Origin of the sequence: Azospirillum oleiclasticum (genome assembly GCF_013423485.1) — a bacterium.
GTDB lineage: Bacteria > Pseudomonadota > Alphaproteobacteria > Azospirillales > Azospirillaceae > Azospirillum > Azospirillum oleiclasticum.
Window position 1 is genome coordinate 1 of record NZ_JABFFR010000038.1, and the last position, 23530, is coordinate 23530.

A 23530-nucleotide genomic window follows, 5' to 3' on the forward strand; every position below is an offset into this window, starting at 1 on the left:
CGCCCGCGCCGCCTCGATGGTGGCGTTCAGCGCCAGCAGGTTGGTCTGGGCGGCGATGGAGCTGATCAGGCTGACGATCTCGCCGATCTTGCCGGCGGCTTCGGACAGGCCGACGACGTGGGCGTCGGTCTGCTCCACCGCCTTCACCGCCCCTTGCACCATATCGACGGAGCGGCGCACCTGCCCGCCGATCTCGCTGATGCCGGCGGTCATCTGCTCCGCCGCGGCGGCGGCGGTGTGGACGGCCATGCCGGCCTGCTGGCTGGCGGTGGCGACGGCGGCGGCCTGGCGGTCGGCGGACTCGGCCTGCGCCATCATGGTGGCGGCGTTGCCGCGCACCTGGTGGGCGCCCGCCCCCACCTGCCGGACCACGTCGCCGACCCGCGCCTCGAACAGGTCGGCCAGCTCGGCGATGGTGCGGCGCTTTTCCGCCTCCGCCGCCTGTTTGCGGCTCTCCTGCTCGGCCTTCAGCCGCTCCACCTCGCGCGCGTTCTCCTGGAAGACGGTCAGGGCGCGCGCCATGGCGCCGATCTCGTTGCGCATCCAGGCGCCGTGGATCTCGGTGTCGAGACGCCCGGCGGCGAGAGCGCCGGTGGCGGCGCTGAGCCGGTCGATCGGCCGCGTGATGCTGCGCGCCAGCACCAGCCCGGCGGCCATGATGGCTACGAGAAGCCCGCCCATGACCAGGGCGAAGCGGTCGCGGTCCTCGGCGGCACCGGCGCGGGTGACCAGCGCCGCACCCTCGGTGGACCGGTCGATGACCGTCTGCGCGGCCAGCGCCCGATCGACCAGCGCCGCGAAGCGTTCGTCCACATGGGCCATCAGCGGGATGGCGATCAGCCGGTCGATGGCGGCCATCTGGTTCATCTGCTCCACCGCGGCGGCGTAGTCGCGCAGGCCCGCCGCGACCTCGCCCAGCCGGGCGCGCTCGTCCCCGGTCAGCGGCTGGTCGCCCAGCTCGGTCAGCAGACCCTGCGCCTTCGCCATACCGGCGGTGACGGCGTTCAGGATGGCCTGGAGCTTGGCGTCCTCCAGCCCCGACCCGACGAGCGCCAGATGGCGCGACACGTCGCTGTGGATGCGGAAGGCGGTGGCGACCAGATGGTCGACCCGCTCGCGCCGCTCCCCACCGATCCGGTGGATGGAATCGACCGCCTCGATCGACGCCTCCGACCGCCGGTCGGCGAGCGCCAGCGAGGCGACGGTCAGGATGATTCCCATGATCGGCGCGGCGAACACCCGCAGCGACACCGAGGTGCCGCACAGCCGCGCGAAGAGTCCCCGCTGCATGTCCTGTATCCCCCTCGTCCCGCCGCGGTGCCGCGCCGGTGGCGCGGCGTCAGCACCCGCTCACTTGTACCCGCTCACTTGTAGATGCCGACGTAGGCGATCAGCTCCTGACCCGGCACGCGCTTCACGTAGGTCACCTTGGGCTCGATCTTGTTGGAGGCCGGGTTCATCCAGCGGTATTCCACCCAGCCCTCGCCGGTGTCCTTGGCGACCTTGATGATCTCCTGCACCAGCAGCTTGCCGTCGGGGTCCTTCACGTTGATCACGCTCTGCCCCACCCCGGCCGGGCGCGGCGGGTAGGCCTTCCAGACACCGGTGAAGTCGATGACGTTCACGTAGATCTCGCCGTACTTGAAGGCACCGTCGGCATTGAAGACCTTGGTGGCCTCCTCCAGCCCCCGCGCGGCGACCAGCTCGGCCGCGGCCAACGTCAAGGCCTTGGCGTCCTCCTGGGTCGGCCTGGCGGTCTGCGCCGCGGCCGGGCCAGTGGCGAGCAGGCCGGCGGCCAGCAGGGCGATGGTGACGAGACGACCGGCCGTGCGCCGGACGCCCGTGAAGATGCCGGTGAAGATGCGGTTCATGGTCCGGTTTCCCCCTTTGTTGCCCCGCCTGCCGCGATGCAGCGCGTCGCGGAGACGCTATAGGCGCGGTGTTACGGGATTTTGTCCTTAAGGTTTCACAATCTGCATGAAAATTGCTGCGGCGCAACGCGCGTTTGCGCAGGCATTCCGACCACCTTCTCCCGCCGACACTCCCGGAGAAGCCCGCAAACCCTTGACCGGTTACGGAAAACGGTGCGTCACGCGGCCTGTTGCCGCAGCAACCGGCGCCGCGCAGAATGGGGAGCGGACGGCGGCGCAACGCTGCCGGCGGTAAGAAACGGGAGGACACCCATGCGCATCGCGGTGATGGGGGCCGGCGGGGTCGGCGGCTATTTCGGGGCGCGGCTGGCGGCGGCGGGGGCCGATGTGGCCTTCGTGGCGCGCGGCCGGCATCTGGCGGCCATGGTGAACGAGGGGCTGCGCGTCGAGAGCGCCTGCGGCGACCTGCACCTGAAACCGGTGCAGGCGAGCGACGATGCGGCGGATATCGGCCCGGTCGATGTCGTGCTTTTCGCCGTCAAGCTGTGGAGCACCGAGGAGGCGGCGCTGGCCTGCCGGCCGCTGGTCGGGCCTGGCACGGTGGTGATCGGCCTGCAGAACGGGGTCACCGGTCTCGACACGCTGACCGGCGTGCTGGGGCCGGAGGTGGTGGCCGGCGGCTCGGCCCACATCGCCGCCACCATCGCCGCACCCGGCGTGATCCGCCACACCGGCACCATGGCCCGCATCACCTACGGCGAGCTGGACGGCCGCGCGCCCGACCGGCTGCTGCCCTTCCACGAGCTGGCGCAGCGGGCGGAGTTCGACGCGGTGCTCGCCGACGACGTGCGCCGCGTGATCTGGGAGAAGTTCGCCTTCCTGGCCCCGCTCAGCGGCATCACCGCACTGTGCCGCCTGCCCATCGGCCCGATCCGCGCGGTGCCGGAGACGCGCGCCCTGTTCCTGGACGCGGTGGCGGAGGTGGCGGCCGTCGCCCGCGCCCGCGGCGTCGCCGTGGCCCCCGACCTGCCCCAGCGCATCGACACGCTGATCGACGGCCTGGTGCCGGAAATGAAGTCCTCCATGCTCCAGGACCTGGAGCGCGGGGGCCGGATCGAGCTGCCCTGGCTGTCGGGTGCGGTGGTCGAGCAGGGCCTGGCGCTCGGCGTGCCGACACCGGTGCACCGCACCATCGCGGCGGCACTCGCCCCCTGGCGCAACGGGCCCCCACACTGAACGGCCGCACTGACGGCGGCCGTGCGTCGTCGCGTTGGCGCGGGGTGCGGCAATCCCGCGCCAATTTAGCGATGGACGGCCGCCCCGCGGCGGGTGGACGATGGTGGCAAGGAACCCGACCCGACAAACCACCAGGCGGTTCCAACGAACGCCGCGCCGCGGCCGGCGCACCACCGGCCCCCGCGGCCCCCGACACACGAATCGGGAGGTGTCACATGCCCCATCGGCACGTACAGACGGCGCGTTGCGCCGCCCTCATCGGACCCTATCTCAGCGGTAAGACCACCCTTCTGGAAAGCCTGCTGTCCGCGACCGGCACCATCGCCCGCAAGGGCAGCGTGCGCGACGGCAACACCGTGGGCGACAGCGCGGCGGAGGCGAAGGCCCGCCAGATGTCGGTGGAGGTCAACCTCGCCGGCTTCGACTACATGGACGAGCGCTGGCACATCCTCGACTGCCCCGGCTCGGTCGAGCTGCTGCACGAGACGCAGTGCGCCCTGATGGCCTGCGACGTCGCGGTGATCGTCACCGAGCCGGCCCCGGACAAGGCGGTGCTGCTCGCCCCGCTCTTCAAGTTCCTGGACGACCACGGGATTCCACACCTTCTGTTCATCAACAAGGTGGACACGCTGGGGGATCTCCGCGTGCGCGACGTGGTGCAGGCCTTCCAGGCGGTGTCGGAGCGCAAGCTGGTGCTGCGCGAGGTCCCCATCCGCGAGAACGGCACCGTCACCGGTCTGGTCGATCTGGTCAGCGAGCGCGCCTGGCACTTCAACCCGCACAAAGCCTCCGACCTGATGCCGATCCCCGAGAGCATCAAGGACCGCGAGAACGAGGCCCGGCAGGAGATGCTGGAGGCGGTGGCCGATTTCGACGACGGCCTGCTGGAAAAGCTGCTGGAGGAGGTGCGCCCCGACGCCGCGGAGGTGTACGAGCAACTCGCCAAGGAGCTGGCGTCGGACCTGATCGTCCCCGTCTTCTTCGGCTCGGCCGAGAACGACAACGGCGTGCGCCGCCTGTTGAAGGCGTTGCGCCACGAGGGGCCGGCGGTGACGGCCACCGCCGGCCGGTTGGCGCTGCCCGAGGATGGCGCCGTGTTGGCCGGCGTCTTCAAGACCTACAACGCCCCGCACGCCGGCAAGCTCAGCTACGCCCGCGTCTGGCGCGGCACCGTCACCGACGGCATGACGCTGGGCGGCGAGCGGGTGTCCGGCCTCTACCGCATGATGGGCCACAACCAGGAGAAGCTGCCGTCCGCCGGCCCCGGCGAGGTGGTGGCGCTCGGCCGCATGGACAAGGCCGCTACGGCCGAGCTGCTGACCGACAAGGGCAGCCTCGGCGCCTATGAAGGCTGGCCGGAGGTGCCCTCCCCCGTCTACGGCCTCTGCCTGTCGGCGGAAAACCGCAACGACGAGGTGAAGCTGACCGGCGCCATCCAGAAGCTGATCGAGGAGGACCCCTCGCTGCGCTTCGAGCAGGGCGGGGAGTCCGGCGGCATGGTGCTGTGGGGCCAGGGCGACATCCATCTGCAGATCGCCATGGACCGGCTGCGCAGCAAGTACAACGTGTCGGTCAAGGGCCGGCCGCCCCAGGTCCCCTACAAGGAGACGATCCGCAAGGGAACCGAGCACCACGCCCGCTACAAGCGCCAGACCGGCGGGCACGGCCAGTTCGCCGACATCCAGGTGGCGGTCAAGCCGCTGCCGCGCGGCTCCGGCTTCCAGTTCAAGGACGCGGTGATCGGCGGTGCGGTGCCGCGCAACTTCATCCCGGCGGTGGAGAACGGCATCCGTGACTGCATGGGCACCGGCCCGCTTGGCTTCCCCGTGGTGGATTTCGAGGTGACGCTGACCGGCGGCCAGTTCCACGCGGTCGACAGCTCCGAAATGGCCTTCAAGACGGTGGCCCGGCAGGCCATGCAGGAGGCGCTGCCGAAGTGCGAGCCGGTGCTGCTGGAGCCGATCCTGCTGGTCGCCATCGCCGTTCCCAACGACTTCACCGCCAGGGTCCAGCGGCTGGTGAGTGGCCGCCGCGGCCAGATCCTGGGCTATGACGCCCGGCCCGGCTGGAACGGCTGGGACGAGGTGAAGGCCTATCTGCCGCAGGCCGAGATCCACGACCTGATCGTCGAGCTGCGCTCCCTCTCGCTCGGCGTCGGCACCTTCACCTGGAGCTTCGACCGCTTGCAGGAGCTGACCGGCAAGATGGCCGACAAGGCGGTGGAACAGCGCCAATCGCAGATGGCGGCGCAGTAACCGAAGCACATTTGAATGTATGTTGCATCGGCAGCCCTCTCCCACGAGAGGGCTGCCGTTTTTTTTATTTAACAATGACTTCACTCTATAGTATGTATTGTATAGATTAATATTTTCTATGACGCGTAGATTCTCAAATTGTTAACGGTAAAGAAAAATAATACGTGGTCGCAAGTCACGAAATTCATCCATATGAATGCGCAGAGCTTCATCGATTACTGGTCCGACAAGGGTGGTTCGGAACGGGCGAACTATCAGCTCTTCATCACCGGGCTGTGCGACCTGATCGGCACGGCGCCGCCGGGGGCCGGCAGCGAGGACGACCGGCGGAACGATTACGTCTACGAACGCCGGGTGCGCGCTCTGGACGTGACCGGCGAGGATGGGAGCTGGAACTACATCGACTGCTACAAGCGCCACAGCTTCGTGCTGGAGGCCAAGCAGTCGCGCAAGCGCCAGCGCGGCGCGGAGACGGGCGGAACGGCCGACCTGTTCGGCGCCGCGCCCGCGGTCCAGCGCGCGGCGACGGCCTCGTGGGACCGGCTGATGAAGCAGGCCCGCGCGCAGGCCGAGCGCTACGCCAAGGCATTACCGGCCGATCACGGCTGGCCGCCCTTCCTGATCGTGGTCGACGTCGGCCACGCGATCGAGACCTACGCCGACTTCACTGGGCTGGGCAAGGCCTACCTCCCCTTCCCCGACAGCAGCAGCCACCGCGTCCATCTGGCGGATCTCGCCGATGCGACGATCCGCGACCGGCTGAAGGCGATCTGGGACGCGCCGAAATCGCTCGACCCCGCCGCCCACCGGGCGGAGGTGACCAGCGACATCGCCCGCCGCCTCGCCCGCGTCGCCCGCAGCCTGGAAAAGCGCCACCCGCCCAAGGCGGTGGCCCTGTTCCTGATGCGCTGCCTGTTCACCGCCTTCGCCGAAGACGTCGGGTTGCTGAAGGAGGATGGGTTCCTCCACGTGCTCCGCATGGCGGAGCCGAACCCCCGGCACCTGCCGCGCTACCTGGACACGCTCTGGCACAGCATGGACACGGGCAACGAGTTCGACCCGATGATCCACGCCCGCGTCCGCCACTTCAACGGCGGCCTGTTCCGCAATGCGGAGGCGCTGCCGCTGGACGCCGACGAGATCGCGGAGCTGATCAACGCCTGCGAGCGCGACTGGCGCAACGTGGAGCCGGCCATCTTCGGCACGCTGCTGGAGAACGCGTTGGAGCCGCGCGAGCGCGGCCAGTTGGGCGCGTACTTCACGCCGCGCGCCTATGTGGAGCGGCTGGTGGTGCCGACCGTGATCGAGCCGCTGATGGAGGACTGGTCGGCCGTCCTGGCGGTGGCCGAACAGGCCCGCGCCCGCGGCGATATGGCCGGCGCGGTGGCCGAGGTGGAGACCTTCCACCGAAAGCTCTGCACCACCCGCGTGCTAGACCCCGCCTGCGGCACCGGCAACTTCCTCTATGTGGCGCTGGAGCTGATGAAGAAGCTGGAGGGGGAGGTGCTGCTGGCCCTCCAGGAGCTGGGGCGGACCCAGGCCAATCTGGAGTTGGCCGGCCTGTCGGTCGGGCCGCACCAGTTCCTCGGGCTGGAGAAGAATCCGCGCGCCGTGCCCATCGCCGAGCTGGTCATCTGGCTCGGCCACCTGCAATGCCACCTGCGCGAGCGCGGTCCGGAGAGCCTGTCCGAACCGATCCTCAAGCCCTACGACACCATCCGCGAAGCCGACGCGGTGCTGGCCTGGTCGCGCGAGGAGTTGCTGCGCGACGAGCACGGACGTCCCCTGTCCCGTTGGGACGGCGTGACCACCCGCCCCGACCCCTTCACCGGCCGCGACGTCCCCGACGAGACCGCACGCGTCGCGCTGAAACGCTACGTGGATCCCCGCCCGGCGGATTGGCCGGAGGCGGACTTCGTGGTGGGGAACCCGCCGTTCATCGGCGGCAAGGATTTGCGCCAGGAACTCGGCGACGGGTATGCGGAGGCGTTGTGGGCCGCCCATCCGCACATGCCCGGCGGGGCCGACTACGTCATGTACTGGTGGGACAAGGCCGCCGAGCGGGTGCGCGACAAACGTCTACGGCGCTTCGGCTTCATCACCACCAACAGCATCACCATGACTTTCTCGCGCCGCGTGATCCAGCAGCATCTTGGAGCGAAACAACCGTTGCACTTGGCGTTCGCCATTCCCGACCACCCCTGGGCAGACGGACAGGGTAAAGCGGCCGTGCGCATCGCGATGACGGTGGGTGTCAGGGAAGCTGGCCCCGGGGTGCTGAAGACCGTGCAAAGCGAGGGGAGCGCTCCCGACCGGGACGGAGCCGTATCGGTCGAACTCAAAATCGCGCATGGTGTGATCAAAGCGGATCTCACGACAGGCCCGGATGTCGCCTCGGCGGTTCCTTTGCGCGCCAATGAGGGGATTTCATCCCGTGGCGTGTCGCTCCACGGCTCCGGCTTCATCGTCACCCCGGAGCAGGCACGCGGCCTCGGCCTTGGCCGCATCCCCGGCCTGGAGGCGCACATCCGCCCCTACCGCAACGGCCGCGACCTGACCGGTCGGTCGCGCGGGGTCATGGTGATCGATCTGCATGGGCTGACGGACACCGACGTGCGGCGGCGCTTTCCGGACGTGTACCAGTGGGTTTACGATCGTGTGAAGCCGGAACGAGATCAAAACAACGAAGCTTACCGTCGAATTCATTGGTGGCTGTTCGGAAGGACGAATACAGCGCTTCGCGCTGCAATAGCGACACTTCCACGCTATATTGCCACAGTAGAAACTGCGAAGCATCGCGTCTTTCAATTCATAAATGCTTCGATTGTACCGGATAACATGCTGGTGTGCATAGGAACAACAAGCCCCTACATTCTCGGAACGCTCTCAAGCCGTTTCCACACGACATGGGCACTTGCCGCCGGCGGCTGGCTCGGCGTCGGCAATGATCCGCGCTACAACAAGACCCGCTGCTTCGACACCTTCCCCTTCCCCGTCCCCACCGCCGCCCAGCGCCGGCGCATCGGCGATCTTGCGGAGGAGATGGATGCCTTGCGCAAGGAGGTTCTGGCCGCCCATGGCGACCGTCTCACCCTGACCCAGCTCTACAACGTGCTGGAGAAGCGCCGCGCCGGGGAGGCGATGACCGACGCGGAGCGCGATGCCTACGACCTCGGCCGGGTCGGCGTGTTGCTGGACCTGCACCAGCGCATCGACCGCGCGGTGGCGGAGGCTTACGGCTGGCCGGCGGAACTGCCGGATGCGGAGATCCTCGCCCGCCTCGTGGCGCTCAACACCGAGCGCCACCGGGAGGAGCGGGAGGGCCTCGTGCGCTGGCTGCGGCCGGAGTACCAGAACCCCGACGGTCGCGCCGCCGCGACCCAGCTCGCCGCAGCGCTGGACGTCGCCGAGTCGGCGGTCGCCAAGCACCCCTGGCCCAAGACCCCGGCGGAGCAGGTCCGGGCCTTGCAGGCCCTGCTGCGCTCCAGCCCCGACGGCATCGAGGTCAAGGCCGCCGCGCGTCGCTTCAAGGGCGCGCCCTCCAACCGGGTGGGCGAGTTGCTGGAGTTGCTGGCCTCGGTCGGCCGCGCCCGCCCCGTCTCCGCCAACCGCTACGCGCTGTAGGCGGAGACGGGGCGCCCGTCACTTCTCCTGCGCGGCCAGCGTCACCAGCGCCTGGGCCCAGCGGATGTACTTGTTGTCGGCCAGATCTTTGATGGTCTTGATGCCGAAGGCTTGCTTCAGGGCCTCGGCGTCCTTGTCGGACACGCCCTGGAGGGCCGCGGGCGACGCCTCGATGATCTCCTTCAGCGACTTCGCCTCATAGGCCTTGTCGAGGATGTGGGTCAGGGATTCGTTGCTCGGCATGGTCGGATTCCTCAAAGGCGGGTTTTCAGGGCCGTCCGTCACGGCCCCGCTCTAGATCGTCCGAACGGGGTAGGCCTTCAAGCCCCGTCGGAGCACGGGCATCGTCGTATTCCATTGAACATAACGGTGAGCCACCCTATCCTCGGCGCACCGGCCATGGAACCGGCAACCCGAAGGACGCATGGAGCAGACCGATGAAGCTTTCCGCGCGCAACCAGATCAAGGGCACGGTCGTGTCGGTGGACAAGGGGCCGGTGACGGCCAAGGTGAAGATCGACGTGGGCGGCGGCACCATCATCACCTCCACCGTCACCACGGAGACGGTCGACGACCTCGCCCTCGCCACCGGCGACGCGGTGACGGCCATCATCAAATCGTCCGACGTGATCATCGGGAAGTGAGTCGCCCCTGATCACCGGCGCCGGCTGCGGATGGGTGGCCGGCGAGCGGGGTCAGCTGGGGCTGGAATAATCTTTGAAAGCTGCAAGAATCCGGCTGGCCAAGTCCAGTGCTTCCCGGACGGTTCGCGGATGGAGATCGGAACCGATTCCGTAATCGGCCTGAACTCGCATTCCTTTTAGTCCCGCCAATCCTTCTGCTGCCCAAAGAACACGCTGATCGGTGCTGCTGCGCAATTGCGCCACGAGCCGCACATGCACACCACCTTTCACAGGTACGACGACCCGGAGCCGGTGTGCTTCGGCATGAAGCCGCCCGGCGTGGTAAGCTGCATAGTAGGCACGAGACACCGCCGTCCGTAATCTGGCCTCACGGCCATCGGCCGACCGAAACAGATCCACCGCCTCGGTGAGAAAATCGTCCGGAATGATCACAACGGCTCCTCGGGGCACGCGATTTCGGGTCCACTGAAGAAAACGCTTACGACGCTGCTTGCGGCTTCAGCGCCATGCTGTGCCAGCGCGTGCGAGAGATGCCCATACAGCTCGTAACGGTCCTGCGCTTCCAGCGCCGTGAAGTAGGTCAGGAGAACGCCGACATCTCCATCTTCGTCCAGCAGCAGCGCACCGTTGGTGCCGCAGGTCGCCGCACCAGCCACCGATTCCACGGCACGCTGGTGGCTCGTGAACGCCGATATCAGTCCATCGTCCCGCAATCGGGCACAGAATCGAGGCACCAGTTCGTCACGAATGCCGGTACTCTCACCGGCGTGTTCAATGAGCGTCGCATCGCCAAGCCGAAGCCCCAGCCCAACGGCGGCATCATGCAGACGTTGATCATTGTGAGCTTCAGGCCTGCCGAGCAATGCCTTCAGCAACGTCAGACTATCCTCCAACCGTCCCCCATCGCACAAGACGACGGCCAGATTGATCAGTTCGACCGCGCTACGGCCGCTCTTGGAGTTCCACGCCACATCCAGGTGCGTCATTGCGTCGGCTTTCCGACCACGTCGCAAAAGCCCTCTTGCCGCGGCAAGGCGCGTCACAAAGTCATGGGGCGACCTCTCCGCTTCCTTGGAAAGCCGCCAGTTGATACGGTCGAGATCCGCACCATCGTCACGATCGAGAACCATCATACGGTTCCAGAAATCGACGCTGGCGCGTTGCGGTGCTGGGGTCGTCATGGTTCCTCCACGCGAATCACATTAGCATTTCGCGTAGGAAATGCAAAAAGGGCCAGAGGAATACCCCCGGCCCTTCTGCATCAAGGACGCTCTCTCCGCCTCAATCCCGCAGGTTGGCACACGCCCGCTGGATGCGACGGCAGGCTTCCTCCAGCGCTTCGGTGCTGGTGGCGTAGGAGATGCGGAAGAAGGGGGCGAGGCCGAAGGCGGAGCCCTGGACCACCGCGACGCCCTCCGCCTCCAGCAGGTAGGTGACGAAATCCTCGTCGGTCTCGATCACCTTGCCCTCGGGAGTCGTCTTGCCGATGGTGCCGGCGCAGGACGGGTAGACGTAGAAGGCACCCTCCGGCTTGTGGCAGTGGATGCCCTTGGACTGGTTCAGCATCGACACCACGAGGTCGCGGCGCTCGCGGAACGCCTCGGCGCGCGGCTTCAGGAACTCCTGCGTGCCGTTCAACGCCTCGACCGCCGCCGCCTGGCTGATCGAGGAGGGGTTGGAGGTCGACTGGCTCTGCATCATGGCGATCGCCTTGATCAGCTCCTTCGGCCCGCCGGCGTAGCCGATGCGCCAGCCGGTCATGGCGTACGCCTTGGACACGCCGTTCACGGTGAGCGTACGGTCGTACAGCTTCGGCTCCACCTGCGCCGGGGTGGCGAAGGTCAGGCCGTCGTACAGCAGGTGCTCGTACATGTCGTCCGACATGATCCAGACATGCGGGTGGCGCACCAGCACGTCGGTCAGCGCCTTCATCTCGTCCCAGCTGTAGGCGGCACCGGTCGGGTTGGAGGGCGAGTTCAGGATCAGCCACTTGGTCTTCGGCGTGATCGCCTTCTCCAGATCCTCCGGCTGCAGCTTGAAGCCCTTGTCGGCCGGCCCCTCGACCGCCACCGGCGTGCCCTCCGCCAGCTGCACCATGTCGGGGTAGCTGACCCAGTAGGGGGCGGGGATGATCACCTCGTCGCCGGGGTTCAGCGTCGCCAGCAGGGCGTTGAACAGCACCTGCTTGCCGCCGTTGCCCACAGTGATCTGGTCGGGCGTGTAGGTCAGGCCGTTCTCGCGCGCGAACTTGGCGCAGATGGCCTTCTTCAGCGCCGGCGTGCCGTCCACGGCCGTGTACTTGGTGTCACCGGACTCGATGGCGCGCATCGCCGCCGCCTTGATGTTGTCGGGCGTGTCGAAATCCGGCTCGCCGGCGCCGAGCCCGATCACGTCGCGGCCGGCCGCCTGCAACTCGCGGGCTTTGGTGGTGACGGCGATGGTGGGCGACGGCTTGATGCGGGACAGGCGGGTGGCGAGGATCGACATGGCGGAAGCCCTTGATCGGGGTTGGCGGTGAACGAAAAAAAGGCAGCGGACCTTACTGCCGGCGCGGAAGTGGCGCAAGCGAGCGCACACGCAGGTCACCCTCCCCCGTCGACGATGGGGGAGGGCTGGGGTGGGGGCGCAACACAACCACCTCCCTCCCCCGCTTTGCGGCGGGGGAGGGAGGTGCCGGTCACTCGGCGGGCAGCGCCGTCGGCAGGGTCACCGGCACCTGCAGGCGGGTCAGCATCTCGCGCGGCACCACCTGCCAGAATTTCGGCAGGCTGCGGTCCCAGGCGTTGAGCAGTTCGGCGGCGAAACGGCTCTGCGTTTCCGCCACATGCTCCTCCAGCAGCGCGCGCAGCTGGTCGGCGTAGTGCGGCACCTCGATGCGCTGGTGGATGACGCTCTCACCGTTGACGCAGAGCGGGAAATTCCCGTCCTCGTCATAGACATAGGCCATGCCACCGGTCATTCCGGCCGCGAAATTGTCGCCGACGGAACCCAGGATCACCGCCGTGCCGCCTGTCATGTACTCGCAGCCGTTGGAGCCGCAGCCCTCCACCACCACCGACGCGCCGGAGTTGCGGACGGCGAAGCGCTCGCCGGCCTGCCCCGCGGCGAACAGCTTGCCCGCCGTGGCGCCGTAGAGAACGGTGTTGCCGATGATGGTGTTGGCGTTGGTCGCCAGCGGGCTGGACGGCATCGGCCGCACCACGATGGTGCCGCCGGACAGCCCCTTGCCCACATAGTCGTTGGCGTCGCCGAACACCTCCAGCTTCATGCCCTGCACCGCGAAGGCGCCGAGCGACTGGCCGGCGGTGCCGCGCAGCCGCACCGTCACATGGCCGGGCTGGAGCCCCGCCATGCCGAACTTGCGGGTGATCATCGACGACAGCCGCGTGCCGATGGCCCGGTGCGTGTTGCGGATGGTGTAGGCGAGCTGCATCTTCTCGCCTTCCTCGAACAGCGGGCGGGCGTCGGCGATCATCCGGGCGTCCAGCGTGTCCGGCACCTCGTTGCGGCCCTGCAGCGTGCAGTAGCGCGCGTTCTCGCCGGGATCGACCTGCGCCAGCAGCGGGTTGAGGTCGAGGTCGTCGAGATGCGCGCCGCCGCGGCTGACCTGGTGCAGCAGGTCGGTGCGCCCGACCACCTCGTTCAGCGTCCGGAAGCCGAGCTGCGCCAGGATCTCGCGCACCTCCTCCGCCAGGAAGCTGAACAGGTTGACCACCTTCTCCGGGGTGCCGGTGAACTTCTCGCGCAGGGCCGGGTCCTGCACGCAGACGCCGACCGGGCAGGTGTTGGAGTGGCACTGCCGCACCATGATGCAGCCCATGGCGATCAGGCTGGCGGTGCCGATGCCGTACTCCTCCGCCCCCAGCATGGCGGCGATGACGATGTCGCGGCCGGTCTTCAGCCCGCCGTCGGTGCGCAGCCGCACGCGGTGGCGCAGACGGTTGAGCGTGAGGACCTGATGCACCTCCGACAGCCCCATCTCCCACGGGATGCCGGCGAACTTGATCGAGGTCTGCGGGCTGGCACCGGTGCCGCCGGAGTTGCCGGAGATCAGGATGATGTCGGCGTTGGCCTTGGCCACACCGGCGGCAATCGTTCCGATACCGGAACGACTGACCAGCTTCACGCAGACTTTCGCATCCGGATTGATCTGCTTCAGGTCGTAGATGAGCTGCGCCAGATCCTCGATGGAGTAGATGTCGTGGTGCGGCGGCGGGCTGATCAGGGTCACGCCCGGCGTCGAGTGACGCAGCCGCGCGATCATCTCCGTCACCTTGAAGCCGGGGAGCTGGCCGCCCTCGCCGGGCTTGGCGCCCTGCGCGACCTTGATCTCCAGCTCGCGGCACTGGTTCAGATACTCCGCCGTTACGCCGAAGCGGCCCGACGCCACCTGCTTGATGGCGGAGTTCCAGTTGTCGCCGTTCTTGTCCGGGCGGAAGCGCGCCGGGTCCTCGCCGCCCTCGCCGCTGTCGGACTTGGCGCCGATGCGGTTCATGGCGACGTTCAGCGTGCCGTGCGCCTCCGGCGACAGGGCGCCCAGCGACATGCCGGGGGTGATGAAGCGCTTGCGGATGGCGGTGATGCTCTCGACATCGTCGATCGGCACCGCACCCTTGGTGGAGCGGAACTCCAGCAGGTCGCGCGGCTGCATCGGCGGGCGGCGGAGCACCTGCTCCGTGTACTTCTTGAAGGTCTGGTAGCTGTCGTTCGCCACCGCCTGCTGGAGGGTGTGGATCAGCCCGCCCTCCCAGCCGTGGCGGTCGCCCGACTTGCGGTAGCGGTAGAAGCCGCCGACCGGCAGCGCCACCACCGCCTCGTCATAGGCCAGCGCGTGCTGCTCCAGCACCTTCTTCTGGATGCCGTTCAGCCCGATGCCGGAGATGCGGCTGACCATGGTCGGGAAATGCTCGGCCACCAGCGCGCGGCTCAGCCCCACCGCCTCGAAGTTGCAGCCGCCGCGGTAGCTGCTGATGATCGAGATGCCCATCTTGGACATGATCTTCAGCAGCCCGTCGTCGATGGCCTTCTTGAAGCGGGCCATGCCGACCTCGAGCGCCAGATCGCCGAACAGGCCGCGCCGGTGGCGGTCGGCGATGGCCTCCTGCGCCAGATAGGCGTTGACCGTGGTGGCGCCGACGCCGATCAGCACCGCGAAGTAATGGGTATCCATGCACTCCGCCGAACGCACGTTCAGCGAGGTGAAGGTGCGCAGGTTGTTGCGCACGAGGTGCGTGTGCACGGCCCCGGTGGCGAGGATCATCGGGATCGCGGCGCGGCCCGGCCCCATGGCCTCGTCGGTCAGTATGACGTGGTTGGCGCCGCCGCGCACGGCGTCCTCCGCCTCCTGGCGAATGCGGCGCAGCGCGTCCTTCAGCGCGTCGGGGCCGCCGTCCACCGGGAAGGTGGCGTCGATCTCGGCCGCCGTGTCGGCCATGTAGGCGCGCATCGCCCGGAACTCGGCGGTGGTCAGCACCGGCGAGTCGAGCTGGAGCAGCCGGCACTGGCTCTCATCCTCGTCCAGGATGTTGCCGAGGTTGCCCAGCCGGGTCTTCAGGCTCATCACCCGCTTCTCACGGAGCGAGTCGATGGGCGGGTTGGTCACCTGGCTGAAGTTCTGGCGGAAGAAGTGGTGCAGGCCGCGGTACTTCTCCGACAGCACGGCGATGGGGCTGTCGTCGCCCATCGAGCCGACGGCCTCCTTCGCGTCCTCCACCATCGGGTGAAGGATCAACTCCAGGTCTTCCATGCTGATGCCGAAGGCCATCTGACGCCGGCGCAGCTCGGCCCGCTCGATCTCCGACGGCTCGCCACGGGTCGAGGCCTGCTTGACGAGGTCGTCGAGCTGGGTGGTGTTGCGCACCCAGTTGGCCCAGGGCTTCATCCCGGCCAGATGGTCCTTGATCTCGCGGTCGCGGAACAGCCGGCCGGCCTTCAGGTCCACGGCGATCATCTCGCCGGGGCCGAGGCGCCCCTTCTCCACCACCTGGGTCTCGTCGATCTTCACCATGCCCGTCTCGGAGCCGCCGATCAGCAGCCCGTCGGTGGTGATGGTGTAGCGCATCGGGCGCAGGCCGTTGCGGTCCATGCCGCCGACGACCCAGCGGCCGTCGGTCATGGCGAGCGCCGCCGGCCCGTCCCACGGCTCCATGACGGAGTTGCAGTAGGCGATCAGCGAGCCGTGCGACTCCGGCATGGTGGCGGACTTGGTCAGCGCCTGCGGCACCAGCATCATCTTGACCATGGGCGCCGGGCGGCCGGCGCGGATCATCACCTCGAACACCGCGTCGAGCGCGCCACTGTCCGACAGGCCGACGCCGATGACCGGCTTCAGGTCCGCCATGTGCGCGCCGAAGATGGCGTGCTCCATGCGCGTCTCGTGCGCCTTCATCCAGTTGACGTTGCCCTTCAGCGTGTTGATCTCGCCGTTGTGGGCGAGCGTGCGGAAGGGCTGGGCCAGCGGCCAGGTCGGAAAGGTGTTGGTCGAGTAGCGCTGGTGGTAGATGGCGAAGCTCGACTCGAACCGCTCGTCCAGCAGGTCGGGGTAGAAGCTGGTGAGCTGCTCGGCCAGGAACATGCCCTTGTAGATGATCGAGCGGGCCGACAGCGAACAGATGTAGAAGTCGCCGATGTGCTCCGCCGCCACCGCCTTCTCGATCCGGCGGCGGATGACGTAGAGGTCCAGCTCGAACTGCTCGTCCGACACGCCGCGGGAATTGCCAACGATGATCTGCTCGATCTCCGGCCGGGTGGCGTTGGCCTTCTCGCCGATGATGTCGACGTTGATCGGCACCTGACGCCAGCCATAGATGTAATAGCCGAAGTTCAAGACCTCGGTCTCGACAATACAGCGGCAGGCTTCCTGCGCGTCCAGCGAGATGCGCGGCAGGAACACCTGACCGACCGCCAGGTTGTTCTCGGGCGGCTGGTGGCCGATGACGCGGACATGGTCCTTGAAGAACTTCTGCGGCACCTGGACATGGATGCCCGCACCGTCGCCGGTCTTGCCGTCGGCGTCCACCGCGCCGCGGTGCCAGACGGCCTTCAGCGCCTCGATGCCCTTCTCCACCACCGACCGGCGCGGCTGCCCGTCGATCGCGGCGATGAAGCCGACGCCGCAGGCGTCGTGCTCGTCCGCCGGATCATAGGCGTGCGCGGTGGTCAGCCGCTCCACGTTGGCGCGGTATTCGGCCACGAAACGCTCGCCCTGGTTCACCGTACCGGTCATGGCTTGGACCCTTTCATCGCTCGATTTGACCCGAAGAACACCGTCCCCCGGAACCAGCCAAGGGCCACCGGCCCCTGGAATTCCTTAGAACTCGCCCCGATTGTCCTGGACAATCCGGGGCGCTACACTTCCCGCATGGACAGCCGGGAGATCATACGGCGCCTGGAGGCGGATGGCTGGCGACGTGCCGCTCAGAGGGGCAGCCACGTCCAGTTCACCCACCCCGCATAACCGGGACGCGTCACCGTCCCGCACCCACGTCACGACGTTCCCCTCGGCACATTGCGGAGCATCGAGCGCCAATCCGGTGTGAAGCTCCGCTAGGAGGAGACCATGCACGTTTACATCGGCCTTCTGCGCAAGGACCCCGACTCCAGCTACGGCGTCGATTTCCCGGACTTCCCGGGCTGCGTCACCGCTGCCGCGACGCTGGTCGAGGTAGGCCCAATGGCCGTGGAAGCCCTGACCTTCCACATCGAAGCCATGCGGGAGGACGGCGACCCGATCCCCGCCCCCAGCAGCCTCGAAGCCATAATGGCCGATCCCTTCAACCATGAAGCCGTCCCGATCCTTGTTCCCGTTCCCGACGGTCTGTTCGACGCATCCCGTGATGCCGCTGCGGCCGAGTGACAGTCCGGAACCCACCCTACTCCGCCACGGCTCCCGGATGGTCCCGCTTCAGGTCCTCCGGGTTCGTCCGGTACCACAGGCTGTCGGCGCAGAAGTCGATCTCCTCCGGCCAGCCGAGATAATCGCCGTCCTCGCCGACGTGCATACGGCCGACGAAGAAATCACCGTCACCCAGCACCACGCAAACGCCACCCTTGGCAATCGTCGGCTTGAAGTCCACGACCGAGGTCGGGCCATGCTGCCAGCGGATGGTTACGGTAAAATCGGCGTGCGCTGTGGCGTCGGCGATCCGGTACATCGCCGCCCCCTTACTCCGCAGCGACCTTCACCGCCTCCCCGGCCACGGTCGCCTTGATGTAGGCGTCCATGGATTCCGCCGCGTCGCGGCCGTCGCGGATGGCCCACACCACCAGGGACGCGCCGCGCACGATGTCGCCGGCGGCGAAGACGCCCTCCAGGCTGGTCATCTTGGTGGCGTGGTGGACCGGCAGCGTGCCCCAGCGGGTCACCTTCAGGTCGGGAGCGCCGAACAGGACCGGCAGATCCTCCGGGTCGAAGCCCAGCGCCTTGACCACGATGTCGGCCTCGATGGTGAAGGCGGAGCCCTCGATCACCTGCGGGGTCTGGCGGCCGGTGGCGTCGGCCACGCCCAGGTGGATGCGCACGGCGCGCACGCCGGTGACGGTGCTGTCGCCGACGAACGCCTCGGGGGCGGCCTGCCAGATGAACTCCACGCCCTCCTCCTCGGCGTGGGCGACCTCGCGCTGCGAGCCCGGCATGTTCTTGCGGTCGCGGCGGTAGAGGCACTTCACGGACTTGGCGCCCTGGCGGATGGCGGTGCGCACGCAGTCCATGGCGGTGTCGCCACCGCCGATGACGACGACGTTCTTGCCGGCGGCGTTCAGCGTGCCGTTCTCGTAGGCGACGACGGTGTCGCCGAGCCCGGTGCGGTTGGAGGCGGTCAGGTAATCGAGCGCGGGCACGATGCCGGCCAGCCCGCTGCCCGGCCCCTGGATGTCGCGCGCCTTGTAGACGCCGGTGGCGATCAGGATGGCGGCGTGCCTGGCGCGCAGGTCGGCCAGCGAGGCGTGGCGGCCGACGTCGAATCCGAGATGGAACTGCACGCCCTCGTCCCGCAGCAGCTGCTCGCGCCGCGCCACCACGTCCTTCTCCAGCTTGAAGCCGGGGATGCCGTAGATCAGCAGGCCGCCGACGCGGTCGTAGCGGTCGTAGACATGCACCTCGTAACCCTTGCGGCGGAGCTGCTGGGCGGCGGCCAGCCCGCCGGGGCCGGCACCGATGATGCCGACCGAGATGCCCAGCTCGCGCACCGGGGCCACCGGCTTGATCCAGCCGCGTTCCCAGGCGGTGTCGTTGATGTAGCGCTCCACCGTGCCGATGGTGACGGCGCCGTGGGTGGACTGCTCGATGACGCAGTTGCCCTCGCACAGCCGGTCCTGCGGGCAGATGCGGCCGCAGATCTCCGGGAAGTTGTTGGTGGCCGAAGACACCTCGTAGGCCTCCTCCAGCCGCCCCTCGGCGGTCAGCTTCAGCCAGTCGGGGATGTTGTTGGAGACCGGGCAGTGCACCTGGCAGAAGGGCACGCCGCATTGCGAGCAGCGGTTGGCCTGCTCGCCCGCGCGGGGATCGGAGAATCGGGCGTAGATCTCGTTGAAATCCAGCCGGCGTTCCGCGGCCGGGCGCTTGTCGGGCATCCGCTGCGCGGTGTGCACGAAGCCCAGCATCTTCTGGTTCGCCATGACCCCTTCTCCTCACAACGAACCCCGCCTTCCGGAGGCCGGAGCGACGGGGCGGGCGGCGCGACTGCCGGGCAGCGCGACCGCGGTGGACAACATTTCGTTCCGCCCGAATGGCGGCCAAGGGTCTTATACCGCAGAATCGTCCACGCCGCGAGCCCTAAAACGCCGATAGTTCCACATTGCTGACCTTTTTTCCAGGCATGGCGCAAGAATGGGCAGTGCGCCCGATTGCCGCGCAGGTACGGAAAGAAAATTAGTACCATTTTGGGACTACACAGCGGAGAGGGCCTTTCCGGCCGACCAATCGCCCGGCGCCAACCTTGAATGCCCAACGCATTCGCCGTGTCAATCCGACTCCACGTCGAACACGGCGGCGTGCCGGGGGACCACGAACATCTCACCATCCTGCTCACGCACCCCCGGGAACGGCAGATCCTGTCGATGATGCAGCCGCTCGATGATCACATAGGCAAGGCAGTCGGCGGCCATCACCTCGGGCGCAAGGTCGGCATAACGGGCGCGCCCCGCCAACTCCGGAAAGTCGGGACTTCCGACCCAATACTCGTCGCCGTCGGGATGGACGACGACGCGGTAACGTAAGGGTATGAATTTCCGCGTCATGCCCGATCCGTACCTTGGCCGTCGGTCCCGTCCACGGCCGGCGGTGCGGAGGACCGGACCAGCATCAGATTGCGAAGATGAAGCATCATCTCGTCTCGGCCGATGCGATCCGCACTTCCGTACCACATCACCAGGGAACGGCGGTCGTTGACCGCGATGGCCAGGACGTTGGGCTGTCCGCGCCGCCGCTCCACCGAAGCGTCCGCAAGGCGACTCAGCCGCTCGGCGAAGTCATCGACATGCCTCCGGACCGACAGCAAGTCATCGACCGTCTCTTCCGACAGAACCTTTTGCACGCTTCCCATGGCCCATCTTCCCCCGCCGGACGCGCCGCGAAGCCTTCCGCTTTGCTTTTTAGCATAAGGCCGGCCCTTCGGCATCGGCTGTCGGAGTCACCCCCGACGGCGGCGGGTGACTTGCGTCGTACGGCTTCCCGCGCGGTCGCCAAGGTGCCGCACCCCTGCTATAAGCGCGCTCGCCGCAACGCAGCGCAGGTGCCCGCGCCCATGCCCGAACAGTATCTGGAAGCCGCCCTCCTCGGCCTGATCGAAGGTTTGACGGAATTCCTGCCGGTGTCCTCCACCGGCCACCTGATCCTTCTGGTCGATCTGCTGGGATTCGTCGGCCCGCCGGGCAAGGTGTTCGAGGTGGTGATCCAGCTCGGCGCCATCCTCGCCATCTGCCTGATCTATTTCGGCCGGCTGTGGCGGGTGGCGGTGGGGCTGACCAGCAGCCGCGCGTCCTGGCGCTTCGTGACCGCGATCCTGGTGGCCTTCCTGCCCTCGGCGGCGCTGGGCGTTCTGCTGCACGGCTTCATCAAGGGGGTGCTGTTCAATCCCACCGTCGTCTGCGTGGCGCTGATCGTCGGCGGGCTGGCGATCATCCTGGTGGAACGCGCCCTGCCCCGCCCCCGCCATTTCGAGATCGAGGCCTTCTCCCCCGGCCTGGCGCTGCGCATCGGCCTGTTCCAGTGCCTGGCGCTGGTGCCCGGCGTGTCGCGGTCGGGGGCGACCATCCTGGGCTCGCTGCTGATGGGCGTGGACCGGCGGACGGCGGCGGAGTTCTCCTTCTTCCTCGCCATCCCCACCATGCTGGGGGCGACCGTCTACGACCTCTACAAGAACTGGAGCGTGATGAACCTGGACGCCGGGGCGCTGATCGCCGTCGGCTTCGTCTGCGCCTTCGTGGCGGCGCTGATCGTGGTGAAGACGCTGCTCGACTTCGTCAGCCGCTACGGCTTCACCCCCTTCGGCTGGTACCGCATCGCCGTCGGCGTGGTCATGCTGGCGGTGCTGTACCTCTGACCATCAGGCTCTCCAGCCGCTCGCGCAGCCCGGGTGGCAGGGGGGTGGAGCGGCGGGTCGCCTCGTCCATCAGCACGATGACGTTCTCCGCCGTCGCCGCGCAGCGCTCGCCGTCGAACACGCCCTGCCCGAGCCGGAAGGAGCTCTTGCCGACCGACAGCACCACCGTGCCCACATCCACCGTGCCCGGCCAGTTCAGCTCGCCGCGGAAGTCCAGCACCAGCCGCGCGATGACGAAGGCGGTGCCCGGCACCGCCGCCGGGGCCGCGGGGTCGTAGAGGAAGGCGACGCGCCCGGCCTCGCACATCTCGGAAAAGACGCTGTTGTTGATGTGGCCCTGCCGGTCGGTGTCGCAGTAGCGCAGCTTCTCGGTCGTCCACACCGGGAAGGCGGAACGGACGGTCAGGTCGGGCGGCTCGGTCTCGCTCATGGGGTCTCCACGGAAACGGGGCTCATTGGGCCGGCGCCTTCGGGGGTGTGGCGGCGGGCGGCTTCGCCGGAGGCTGCCCGCGGGCCGGCTGCGGTGCCGGCGGCATCGCGCCGAGCCGGTCCAGGTTGACCCGCGCGGCACGCGCCTGGGTGCTGTCGGGCGCGGTGCGGGTGACCGCGCGCCAGTCCTCCGCCGCACCGCGGACGTCGCCCGCGGCGGCCTTGATGTTGCCGCGCAGCAGCACCGCCTCCGGGTCGTTGGGACGCAGTTCCAGCGCTCGCCCGACGTCGGCCGCCGCCTGGTGCAGGTTGGACAGGGCCTTGTGGGCCGCGGCGCGGTAGAGCCAGGCGTCGGCCCGGTCCGGCGCGCGGGCGATCACCAGATCGAGGTCGGCCACCGCGTCCCAGTAGCGCTCGGCCTCGGCGCGGGCGAAGGCGCGGTCGATGAACAGGTCGAGGTCGCCGGGCTGGCGTTCCAGCGCGCGGCTGTACAGCCGGTCGGCCCGCGCCGCGTCGCCGGCGCGCAGCCACGCCCAGCCGGCGCGCGCCAGGATCTGCGCCTCCGCCCGGGGGTCGTTGCCGCCCAGGGCGCCGGCCAGATCCTCCAGCCGCTTGCCGGCGGCGGGGAAGTCGCCCTTGTGGAACAGGGCGAGCGCCTCGCACAGGCGGGCGGGATCGCCGCCGCCGCGCTGCATCCAGGCGCGGGCACTCTCCAGCCCCTCCTCCGGCTTCAGCTCGGCGATGGTGGCGCAGGCCTGGAGTTCGCGGTTCTGGTCGGAGGATGCTGCGCGGCCGGCGACGGGAAGCACCAGCAGAGCGGCAGCGAAAAGGATCGGGAGGCGGTTGCGTCGGGTCATCGTCGGACTACACTCCGGCATCGCGGCGGCGCGCGCAAGAACCTCCTCGACCCCGCCGCGACAGGGACACCGGGCATGAGCACACCGCGCCTCTTCGTCTTCGGCTATGGCTACAGCGCCGCCGTCCTCGCCACACGCCTGCGGGCGGAAGGCTGGCGGATCGCCGGCACCACCCGCTCGCCCGACAAGTGCCAGGCGCTGGCCGCGGCGGGAATCGAGGCGTTCCTCTTCGACCGCGACCGCCCGCTCGACGACCCGGCCGCCGCGCTGGACGGCACCACCCACCTGCTGCTCAGCGTACCGCCGGACGGGCGCGGCGACCCGGTGCTGGCCCACCACGCCCAGCATCTGGCCGACCTGCGGACGCTGGACTGGGGCGGCTATCTCTCGACCACCGGGGTCTACGGCGACACCAAGGGCGAGTGGGTGGGGGAGGCGGCGTGGCTGCGCCCCACCGGCGACCGCGCCCGCCGCCGGGTGGAGGCGGAGCGCGGCTGGCTCGGCCTCCACCGCCAGTACGGCGTGCCGCTGCACCTGTTCCGCCTGCCCGGCATCTACGGCCCCGGCCGCAGCGCCATCGATTCCCTGCGCGACGGAACGGCGCGGCGCATCGACAAGCCGGGCCAGGTGTTCAGCCGCGTGCATGTGGAGGACATCGCCGGCGCGCTGACGGCGTCGATGGCGCGGCCCAACCTCGGCGCCATCTACAACGTCGCCGACGACCTGCCCTGCCCATCGCACGAGGTGGTCGCCTACGCCGCCGGGCTGCTGGGGGTGGAGCCGCCGCCGCTGGTGCCCTTCGAGCAGGCCGAGCTCTCCCCGATGGCCGCCAGCTTCTACGCCGACAACCGCCGGGTGAAGAACGACCGCATCAAGCGCGAGCTCGGCTATGCGCTCCGCCACCCCGACTACCGCTCCGGCCTGGACGCCCAGATGGCGGCGGAGCGGGCGGCGTGAGCGGGGCGTCGTCGAGTGGAGCCCCACACCGCACCGCACGAATTTCGCTCGACGCGCGGATGCCTGTGATATAGTGCCCGCCCCTTCGGACACCGCACGGTGACCCGCGGGGCAGCT

20 protein-coding genes and 1 pseudogene are annotated in these 23530 nt (G+C 68.4%); 8 read left to right on the forward strand and 13 right to left on the reverse strand.

The features are described from left to right. Both HL658_RS29710 and HL658_RS29715 read right to left on the reverse strand, forming a co-directional pair. Positions 1-1290, reverse strand: a 1290-nt coding sequence (locus tag HL658_RS29710; protein ID WP_180287692.1) for a methyl-accepting chemotaxis protein, incomplete at its 3' end; no start/stop codon positions are given. A 74-nt stretch (positions 1291-1364) separates the two neighbouring features. Beyond that, positions 1365-1871 carry a cache domain-containing protein gene (locus HL658_RS29715; RefSeq protein WP_180285129.1) on the reverse strand — a complete coding sequence of 169 codons (507 nt, stop codon included), beginning with the start codon at positions 1869-1871 and terminating at the stop codon, positions 1365-1367. Between the two features lie 312 nt (positions 1872-2183). On the opposite strand from HL658_RS29715, the gene HL658_RS29720 reads away from it, so the two are divergent. The 3 genes from HL658_RS29720 to HL658_RS29730 all read left to right on the forward strand — a co-directional run bounded on the left by HL658_RS29720 (position 2184) and on the right by HL658_RS29730 (position 8986). Continuing rightward, a complete protein-coding gene (locus HL658_RS29720; protein ID WP_180285128.1) occupies positions 2184-3107 on the forward strand; it encodes a ketopantoate reductase family protein in 924 nt (307 codons plus the stop codon). Positions 3108-3322: 215 nt separating this feature from the next. Beyond that, positions 3323-5362, forward strand: a complete 2040-nt coding sequence (locus HL658_RS29725) for an elongation factor G (protein ID WP_180285127.1) — start codon at positions 3323-3325, stop codon at positions 5360-5362. Positions 5363-5554: 192 nt separating this feature from the next. Further along, positions 5555-8986, forward strand: a complete 3432-nt coding sequence (locus HL658_RS29730) for a class I SAM-dependent DNA methyltransferase (protein ID WP_180285126.1) — start codon at positions 5555-5557, stop codon at positions 8984-8986. Positions 8987-9004: 18 nt separating this feature from the next. On the opposite strand, the gene HL658_RS29735 is transcribed toward HL658_RS29730, so the two are convergent. Further along, entirely contained in the window at positions 9005-9229 is a 225-nt protein-coding gene (locus tag HL658_RS29735; protein ID WP_180285125.1) for a hypothetical protein, read from the reverse strand. Positions 9230-9423: 194 nt separating this feature from the next. Here HL658_RS29735 and HL658_RS29740 point away from each other — a divergent pair, with 194 nt between their 5' ends. Continuing rightward, positions 9424-9630 (forward strand): TOBE domain-containing protein, encoded by a 207-nt coding sequence (locus HL658_RS29740; RefSeq protein WP_180285124.1) that lies wholly within the window; start codon positions 9424-9426, stop codon positions 9628-9630. 51 nt (positions 9631-9681) lie between these two features. Here HL658_RS29740 and HL658_RS29745 read toward each other — a convergent pair whose 3' ends face one another. The 4 genes from HL658_RS29745 to gltB all read right to left on the reverse strand — a co-directional run bounded on the left by HL658_RS29745 (position 9682) and on the right by gltB (position 16855). Further along, positions 9682-10062, reverse strand: coding sequence for a hypothetical protein (locus HL658_RS29745; RefSeq protein ID WP_180285123.1), 381 nt, complete (start codon positions 10060-10062; stop codon positions 9682-9684). After that, the gene (locus HL658_RS29750) at positions 10059-10811 is read right to left on the reverse strand and encodes a hypothetical protein (RefSeq protein WP_180285122.1); all 753 of its coding nucleotides are present in this window, start codon (positions 10809-10811) and stop codon (positions 10059-10061) included. Before HL658_RS29750 ends, HL658_RS29745 begins: the two co-directional genes overlap by 4 nt. Before the next feature lie 100 nt (positions 10812-10911). Further along, positions 10912-12117 (reverse strand): pyridoxal phosphate-dependent aminotransferase, encoded by a 1206-nt coding sequence (locus HL658_RS29755; protein WP_180285121.1) that lies wholly within the window; start codon positions 12115-12117, stop codon positions 10912-10914. Positions 12118-12307: 190 nt separating this feature from the next. Continuing rightward, positions 12308-16855 carry a glutamate synthase large subunit gene (gene gltB / locus HL658_RS29760; RefSeq protein ID WP_180285120.1) on the reverse strand — a complete coding sequence of 1516 codons (4548 nt, stop codon included), beginning with the start codon at positions 16853-16855 and terminating at the stop codon, positions 12308-12310. Between the two features lie 246 nt (positions 16856-17101). Between gltB and HL658_RS38270 the strand changes: the two are divergent. Both HL658_RS38270 and HL658_RS29765 read left to right on the forward strand, forming a co-directional pair. Beyond that, positions 17102-17179, forward strand: a pseudogene (locus HL658_RS38270) (type II toxin-antitoxin system HicA family toxin); the annotation flags it as partial. A 9-nt stretch (positions 17180-17188) separates the two neighbouring features. Continuing rightward, on the forward strand, positions 17189-17485 hold the full coding sequence (locus HL658_RS29765; protein ID WP_180285119.1) for a type II toxin-antitoxin system HicB family antitoxin: 297 nt from the start codon (positions 17189-17191) through the stop codon (positions 17483-17485). A 16-nt stretch (positions 17486-17501) separates the two neighbouring features. Here HL658_RS29765 and HL658_RS29770 read toward each other — a convergent pair whose 3' ends face one another. From HL658_RS29770 to HL658_RS29785, 4 genes are all read right to left on the reverse strand, one after another. Next, entirely contained in the window at positions 17502-17783 is a 282-nt protein-coding gene (locus HL658_RS29770) for a DUF2442 domain-containing protein (protein ID WP_180285118.1), read from the reverse strand. A 10-nt stretch (positions 17784-17793) separates the two neighbouring features. Beyond that, positions 17794-19245: an NAD(P)-dependent oxidoreductase gene (locus tag HL658_RS29775; RefSeq protein WP_180285117.1), complete on the reverse strand. Its 1452-nt coding sequence runs from the start codon at positions 19243-19245 to the stop codon at positions 17794-17796. Positions 19246-19590: 345 nt separating this feature from the next. Beyond that, positions 19591-19866 (reverse strand): hypothetical protein, encoded by a 276-nt coding sequence (locus HL658_RS29780; protein WP_180285116.1) that lies wholly within the window; start codon positions 19864-19866, stop codon positions 19591-19593. After that, entirely contained in the window at positions 19863-20171 is a 309-nt protein-coding gene (locus HL658_RS29785; RefSeq protein WP_180287693.1) for a hypothetical protein, read from the reverse strand. The genes HL658_RS29780 and HL658_RS29785 overlap by 4 nt, the downstream gene beginning before the upstream one ends. 201 nt (positions 20172-20372) lie before the next feature. Here HL658_RS29785 and HL658_RS29790 point away from each other — a divergent pair, with 201 nt between their 5' ends. Then, positions 20373-21170: an undecaprenyl-diphosphate phosphatase gene (locus HL658_RS29790; RefSeq protein ID WP_180285114.1), complete on the forward strand. Its 798-nt coding sequence runs from the start codon at positions 20373-20375 to the stop codon at positions 21168-21170. Here HL658_RS29790 and HL658_RS29795 read toward each other — a convergent pair. Both HL658_RS29795 and HL658_RS29800 read right to left on the reverse strand, forming a co-directional pair. After that, positions 21145-21600, reverse strand: a complete 456-nt coding sequence (locus HL658_RS29795; protein ID WP_180285113.1) for an acyl-CoA thioesterase — start codon at positions 21598-21600, stop codon at positions 21145-21147. The genes HL658_RS29790 and HL658_RS29795 overlap by 26 nt on opposite strands. Before the next feature lie 22 nt (positions 21601-21622). After that, complete coding sequence (locus HL658_RS29800; RefSeq protein WP_180285112.1) at positions 21623-22456, reverse strand: tetratricopeptide repeat protein; 834 nt, start codon at positions 22454-22456, stop codon at positions 21623-21625. Between the two features lie 75 nt (positions 22457-22531). On the opposite strand from HL658_RS29800, the gene HL658_RS29805 reads away from it, so the two are divergent. Then, positions 22532-23413 carry an SDR family oxidoreductase gene (locus HL658_RS29805; protein WP_180285111.1) on the forward strand — a complete coding sequence of 294 codons (882 nt, stop codon included), beginning with the start codon at positions 22532-22534 and terminating at the stop codon, positions 23411-23413. Positions 23414-23530: the final 117 nt, after the last annotated feature.